A 6,420-nucleotide genomic window follows, 5' to 3' on the forward strand; every position below is an offset into this window, starting at 1 on the left:
CGTCCGGGGCAGGCCAACCGCCCCGGCACCGAACGCGGCCGGGGCCACGACGAAAGCACAGGTGAGCATGAAGGCATGGCGCAGAACTCTCATGTCCGTCGCTACCGCGTCGCTGGCACTCGGTTCCCTCGTCGGGACAGCGAGCGCCACTACACCGGCGAATCCCGTCAGCAAGAGCCCTGTCAGCACCGTGGCATCCGCGCCGACATCCGCGCCGCCGAACACTTCCGCGCCCCGTCCCGGGAGCCGCATCACGTACAACCCGAAGGCGAAGCCAGGCTCCTGGGCCAACCCGATCATCGCGAAGGAGCGAAGCGGCCTCGCCTCCGGCTGCGGCGACGCGGGCCTGTACTGGTGCAAGGCATGGACGGCGGGTCCGGGCTGGTTCAAACTCGGCACGGCACTGGGCTCCGACCACCACGAGTGGGCCTTCACCCAGGGAATCTCCCAGCACTACTACGAGGTCTACATGGACCGCACTTGGGATGGCGGCACCCATTGGGACGGTCGGCTGAGCGTCGTCACCAATGAGCTCAGATGGTCCGACGCGATCTTCGACGGTCCGCCCTTCAAAACGCGAGCCTGCCTGTGGGACATGACCGACGTGATCCTCTACTGCAGTCCTTCCTGGCACTGACCCAGCCCTCGTGTACCGGTTCCACAGACTGTTCGTCCGCAAGGGACGAAATCGATGGGCGGCCCGCAGCCCAGAGCTGTTCACGGGGTCGGCCGCCGCACTGTTGCCCCAGGTCGTCGCGTAGTGGCTACTCGTCCGGGCCGACGCTCCAGGCCCAGTCGTGGATCAGGCCGAGCGCCCTTTCGGCGTCGAACAGGGCGGGAGGCGCGTATGCGTCCCGGTCCTGGTTCAGGATTGCGTGCGTGAATTCGTGGGCCGGGGCGAGGATCCGTACGCACTCCTCCATTGGCCGCGCAAGGTCGGGGACGCCGCTGCGCGCGGCGTCTCGCAGTGCGTCCAGGCCCGTTCGCAGCTTCGCCAGTCGCTCGGTGAGGGCGGCGTCGTCCACCTCGTCGCTGGGGTCCTCGGGCCAGCGGGTCGACCGGTACAGCGCCCGGACCACGCCGATATCGGCCGGGGCGAGGCTCTGCTGCCGTAGCGCGCGCGAACCCTGTGGGAGCACGGCCAGCGCGACGGCCTCGGCCATCGGCCGTGGATGCTGGGCCAGGGCGCGGCCCGGCCAGTGCCCGATGTACTGGGCGAGCGTGGGGTTCCCCACGGCGTCGTCGTCGATGCTGGTGAAGTCCCGGTTGATCGTAATCCACCGGTCCTCGTCGCCCTCCCCCAGCAACTCGACGGGGTGGTAGACATGTTCAGCGAGAAACTTCCACACTGCCTGGGTGATGGGGATGTCGTCCTGACACAACCTCCCGGGGAGGAAGAGCCGACGCGGCTCAGCACTTCGCCAGAACATCCCGATCGTGAGCACGAGCTTGCAACGGAAACACACAAGATCCGCCGAATCAGACATGGATGGCCCCCAAGGTGTCGCGTCACCGGCCCCTGACCGGCCCGCCGCATTCAAGCAGCGCCAGAGCCACCCCGGCCACCGGTTACTGACCCGGGAATGCCTTGTCTTTGTGCAAGTCCGGTGCTGGCTGCGGCTCCTGGTGGTCGGTGACGCGGTCGCCGTAGTAGCCGTCGAGGGTGTTGATGGCTTCTTTGCCAACGGCTCGCAGCACCGATCGCCCGGACACCACCACGATCACGGCCTGTCGGGCTGCCTGCCGGGCCACCACCGTCCACTCACGGAGGCAGCAATGGCCGCAGCATCCTTGTCACCGGCGCGAAGGGCCCTACGCGCCCTGGTGCTTCCCGGCGTTGTCTGCTGCCTGCTGGGACTGTCCGGATGCGGTAGCAGCAGCGACGGCGGTAAGCCGTCCCCGGCCCCGGCAACCTCCCGGCCCGCCACCCACACCACCACGGCGCAACCGCAGGCCGCGGTCTTCGATCCGCCCCGGACCTTCGAGGAGGTCACGCGCAACTCCCTCAGTGAGCGGGGCATCGGGAACATCATGCTGGCCGGCCCCTACGCGTACTCCCTCGCACCGGACGCCCTGGACGCGGTCAGGATCAATGACGGGGCGGACGCCGGCCACATCCGGCCGAAGAACGAGCAGCCCCAAACCCAACAGGGAACCGGGCGAGCCACCGGAGCCCCCTCCCTGATCCGTATCGGGTCGGCCACCGCCGCTGTCGGCGCCTTCATCACCCTGCCACCCGTCACCGGAACCCAGACGAGCACGCTGGCCGTCGAGGTACTGGCCCTGGACGCGTCGACCGCCCGCACCACCTGGTCGGCCACCTGGCCACTGGCCGACACCGACCTGCCCGACGGATTCCGCAGCTCGGGTGCCGGCGCGCCCACCGCGGAAGTAGCCGGAGCTGACACCGGCACCGTGGTGGTCGTCGTGCGGGCGGGAGGTGTCCCGATCACCTACGGAATCGGGATCAGCGAACGCACGGTCCGCTGGAAGCAGAAGAACTTCGCCGCCGCGCACGTCGAGGACCAAACCGCCGTCGGGTTCGCTTCCGCGAGCGGAACCTGGGCGGGCGCGACAGACCTGGGCGTCAGTGCCCGTGACAGCTCCACCGGTACCCAGCGCTGGTCCTGGGACGGCTTCGGCGGCGGGGAAGAGGCGCAGATGTCCGCCTTCGGGCCCGGCCGGGTGCTGGTCGCGCGGGCCAACGACCATGACGAGCGGGAACCCGAATTCCTCCTGACCCTCGCCGGCGGCAAGCGCGCCGCCCTTCCCGGCTCCGACGCCTACTTCACCAGTGCCGGCTCCTGCGTCTACGACCAGCGGTCGGTCACCGTATGCACCGCGTCCAATACCGAAGGCGGCTGGATCGCCGGGTACGACACCGCCACCACCCGCCAACTGTGGAAGATCCCCCGCACCGGGGCCTCCGGCACCCGCGTGCTCCACGACGCCACCGGCGCCTGGCACGGCACCGTCTACGGCACTACTGCCCAGGCCACCGATGTGGCCCTCGATGCCCGCACCGGACAGGACCGCACCCCCGCACCCGGTGCCGCCCCCCGGCTCGTCAACCAGTACGGCGGCGCCGCCGGAGGCGGTGACCACGTCACCCTGCTCCGCGCCACCAGCTGACCGGCACCCGGCCGGACCACCGGATGCGCCTCCAGGCCGGGTGCTGCCGGAGCGCGGACGCGTGGTCGTCGCGCACATCCACTCCGTGGCCGGGGTGGGCGAGGTCGTGTCCGCGGGCATCGACGTCGTTGCGCATGTGCCCGTGGACGGCGAACTGGACAGAGCCCTGGCCGAGCGGATCGCAGAGGCCGGAATCGCGGTCGTCCCGACGCTGGCCACCATCGAGAACGTCCTGGGCGAACCGGGTGGCGCCGCTGTCGTCGGAGACCCGCGACTCGCCGAGGCACTTGGGGACGCACAGGCGCGGCGGCTGACCTCTGGCGCATCGAGCTCGCGTGGGCAGGGAATGCCGCCCTACTCCCGTGCTGAGGAGAATGTCCGCCGCCTGGTCGACGCGGGCGTCACGATCCTGGCCGGCACCGACGCCCCGAACCCGGGAACCGTGTTTGGGGCAAGTCTGCACCGGGAGCTGGAACTGCTCGGCCGCTGCGGCATGACGCCCGCTCAGGCGCTGAACGCCGCGACCGCCGCTCCGGCACGAGTGTTCAACCTCGCCGACCGCGGGCACGCCGCACCCGGTCAGCGCGCGGACCTGATGCTCGTATCCGGCGACCCGTTGACCGACATCACCGCGACCCGAGCCATCGAACGGATTTGGCGGGCAGGCGTCCTCTGTGACCGACGTGCGTTCGTCGCCAACGCGGCCGAGACGGCAGACCTTGACGCCTTCGACGCCCGGGTTGCCAAGGTCGTGGCGGCCGTCCGAGAACGCCGGTACGGCCGATGACGATCTGGTGGTCAGCGCGGGTGGCAGTGGCTTGGCGGCCCGCGGCCGACGCCGCGCATACGTTGCAGGCCGTCCCAACTCTCGCATCGGCCGGTCTCCTGGCCGTCTCCGCACCGGTGTGCGGGGGTCGCTGACCCCGGGCACTCGCCCTTGACGTACGAAGGCTCCCGGCCGGTGTGATCCACCGGCCGGGAGCCTTCGTCGTTACGTCGCTTGGTGTCAGGCGCAGTTGGACGGAGCGGGACGGCCCGCGAAGCGGTCCGCGATCCAGGCCAGGTACTCCGGCTCCGCGACGTTGGGGATCGTCTGGTGCGTCGCCCCCTGGTACTTCGTGTACTCGACCGGCTTGTCGAAGCTGCAGGCCCGCTTCACGTACTCGTCGGTCGAGTTCGGGTTGATGACGGTGTCCGCCGTCCCCTGCATCACCAGGATCGGTGCCACCGAGGCGACCAGGCCCGCGGTGTTCTCTCTGAAGCGCTGGTGCCAGACCTCCGGCACCACCGTCAGCGGCTGGAACAGGGTGTCGAGCTGGCCGACGTTGCCGACGTTGTTCTGGATCACGTCCGCGAAGTGCTCGATGCACGCCACAGCGTCACCGCCCAGCGCTTGCAGACCGGCCGGCTTCAGCACGTCCGTGGCATTCAGCTCGGGGTAAGCCGCCAGGAAGCCCCGGTAGACGTTGGTGCGCAGAGCCGCGTTGTGGGAGGCGGAGGTGGCGTCGGTCGGGCCGGGGAGCACCAGGCCGCGGAAGTCAGGTCCCAGGTTGGCCGCGGGTGCCAGGGCCGCGATGCCGACCATCTGGGTCTCGGGGGTGTACGCGCGGTAGTTCTGGGCGATGAACGCCGCCGCGCCGCCGCCCTGCGACCAGCCCAGGACGGCCGCCTTGCGGTTCGCGTGGGTGGCGGTGATCTGGCGGGCCGCCCGGACGGAGTCCAGGACGTTGTTCGTCTCGGTGACGGCGACGGTGTACTGGTGCACGCCGGGGGTACCCAGGCCCTGGTAGTCGGTGCCGACCACGACGTCACCGGAGCGCAGGAACTGCGTCAGGGCCGGCACGCCGACGTCGATGCCCCAGGGGCTGTCGTAGGTGTAGTAGCCCACCAGGTCGGTGGCCGGGTTCGGCACCGCGGACGGCGCGCACTGCCGCGGTCCGCCCACGGTCCCGTGGGCCCAGGCCACGACGTTGCGGCCGGCGCGCGACGCGGGGGCATCGGGCCAGGCCACGATGCCCGAGACGGCCACGGGCTTACCGGTCTGGAGGGTCGAGCGGTACAGGATCCGGCAGGCGCTCGCACCCTTGGGGGCATCGACGCGGCGGGCCCAGATCAGGTCGCCGTGGTTGCCCTTGGGCAGCGGCGACGGCGGATCGTAGAACTTCTCGCCCTCCGGGCCGATCGGTACGCCCGGGGCACACAGGCCCTTCGCTGCCTTGCCGCCATCCGGGTTCGTGCTCGCGGTGGTGGCGGTGGCGGTGGCGGTGGCACAGCCCAGCGCGATCACCGCGGCCACACCGGCCGCGGTGATCGCCGATAGCCGTTGTCTCATGCTCAAGTCCCTTCACTCGATGCCGGACGAGAGACTAGAGAGAAGAAAGCATAATGTCACCAACTGTTACTATTAATACCTTTGGTGTCGCATAGATCCTGACCATCGACCCGGCACCCAGCCACACCTTCGGACGTGCTCCCCCACACCCAGCACCAACCCGGCGGCGCGCCCACCTGGGCACCTGGCTCAGCGCCGGGCACGGCCACGGCCGGGAAACAGTGCGGCGACAGTCGCTGCCACCACCACCCCGAACAACAACCCGCCCCAGGACAGTGCCCCGACAGGCCGGTGCGCGACCAACCCATACGCCAGCATGCCCAGAGCACCGCCCACGAGGAAGAACCCACCACTACGCATCGCAACCCGCCACCGCGGGCGAACCATCCCTGACGTCACGACACACATCATCCACCCCGGCAGCGCGCCATCTCCGACCGCAGGGCCGGCCACCCTCGGCGCCCGGGAACCTGGCATGATCATGCCCCGACGTGCACGTCGGTTCAGGGTCGGGGAAGGACCGGTATGCGCGTGGCTCTTTGGGTTCTGCTCGGCGTGGTGACGCTCCTGGAATGCGGCTGCGGCATCGCCGCTCTCACCACCGGCCGTATATGGGTCCCCTGGGCGCGGCACCGGGTCCTGCGGCCGAAACCCTGGGGATGGGCACAGCTCCTCGGAGCCGCCATGCTGAGCATCTACCCCCTGCACTTCGGCCTGGGGGTGAACATCCCGGTGATGGCTGTTCTGGCCTTCTCACTGATCCTCATGGTCGCCTCCACCGTGCTGAACCACTTCGCCCTCAAAGCTCCCCGCACTCCACCGCCTCCCGCCTGAGCCAAACGGCCCATCGACCGGGAGAACAGCGGCTTGGCACCACGTTCCGCGGCCGAGCATCACCGCAGACAAGCCGGCAGCAACTCCCACTCATCCGATCGTGCCGCTGGGGGTGTGCCCCG

The 6,420-nt window shown here is 69.8% G+C and carries 7 protein-coding genes; 4 read left to right on the forward strand and 3 right to left on the reverse strand.

Annotation, left to right across the window (positions count from 1 at the left end):
- The first annotated feature begins 91 nt into the window (after nt 1–91).
- A complete protein-coding gene (locus tag O3W51_RS11345; RefSeq protein WP_138351670.1) occupies nt 92–637 on the forward strand; it encodes a hypothetical protein in 546 nt (181 codons plus the stop codon).
- 127 nt (nt 638–764) lie between these two features.
- On the opposite strand, the gene O3W51_RS11350 is transcribed toward O3W51_RS11345, so the two are convergent.
- Nucleotides 765–1,349: a hypothetical protein gene (locus O3W51_RS11350; protein WP_138351671.1), complete on the reverse strand. Its 585-nt coding sequence runs from the start codon at nt 1,347–1,349 to the stop codon at nt 765–767.
- A gap of 220 nt (nt 1,350–1,569) precedes the next feature.
- Nucleotides 1,570–1,755 carry a hypothetical protein gene (locus O3W51_RS11355; RefSeq protein WP_269285540.1) on the reverse strand — a complete coding sequence of 62 codons (186 nt, stop codon included), beginning with the start codon at nt 1,753–1,755 and terminating at the stop codon, nt 1,570–1,572.
- Between the two features lie 21 nt (nt 1,756–1,776).
- Between O3W51_RS11355 and O3W51_RS11360 the strand changes: the two genes are divergently transcribed.
- Nucleotides 1,777–3,132: a hypothetical protein gene (locus O3W51_RS11360; RefSeq protein ID WP_198358021.1), complete on the forward strand. Its 1,356-nt coding sequence runs from the start codon at nt 1,777–1,779 to the stop codon at nt 3,130–3,132.
- Nucleotides 3,133–3,193: 61 nt separating this feature from the next.
- A complete protein-coding gene (locus O3W51_RS11365; protein ID WP_203218418.1) occupies nt 3,194–3,919 on the forward strand; it encodes an amidohydrolase family protein in 726 nt (241 codons plus the stop codon).
- Nucleotides 3,920–4,138: 219 nt separating this feature from the next.
- Here O3W51_RS11365 and O3W51_RS11370 read toward each other — a convergent pair whose 3' ends face one another.
- On the reverse strand, nt 4,139–5,464 hold the full coding sequence (locus O3W51_RS11370) for a lipase family protein (RefSeq protein WP_269285545.1): 1,326 nt from the start codon (nt 5,462–5,464) through the stop codon (nt 4,139–4,141).
- A gap of 531 nt (nt 5,465–5,995) precedes the next feature.
- Between O3W51_RS11370 and O3W51_RS11375 the strand changes: the two genes are divergently transcribed.
- Nucleotides 5,996–6,298, forward strand: coding sequence for a hypothetical protein (locus O3W51_RS11375; protein WP_138351674.1), 303 nt, complete (start codon nt 5,996–5,998; stop codon nt 6,296–6,298).
- Nucleotides 6,299–6,420 lie beyond the last annotated feature (122 nt).

The sequence above is a fragment of the Streptomyces sp. H39-C1 genome (assembly GCF_027158125.1).
GTDB classification, from domain to species: Bacteria; Actinomycetota; Actinomycetes; order Streptomycetales; family Streptomycetaceae; genus Actinacidiphila; species Actinacidiphila fildesensis.

Excerpts from the sequence above, each read along its gene's own strand:
- O3W51_RS11345 (WP_138351670.1), top strand. The coding sequence starts at position 92 with ATGTCCGTCGCTACCGCGTCGCTGGCACTCGGTTCCCTCGTCGGGACA.
- O3W51_RS11360 (WP_198358021.1), top strand. The coding sequence starts at position 1,777 with ATGGCCGCAGCATCCTTGTCACCGGCGCGAAGGGCCCTACGCGCCCTG.
- O3W51_RS11370 (WP_269285545.1), bottom strand. The coding sequence starts at position 5,464 with ATGAGACAACGGCTATCGGCGATCACCGCGGCCGGTGTGGCCGCGGTG.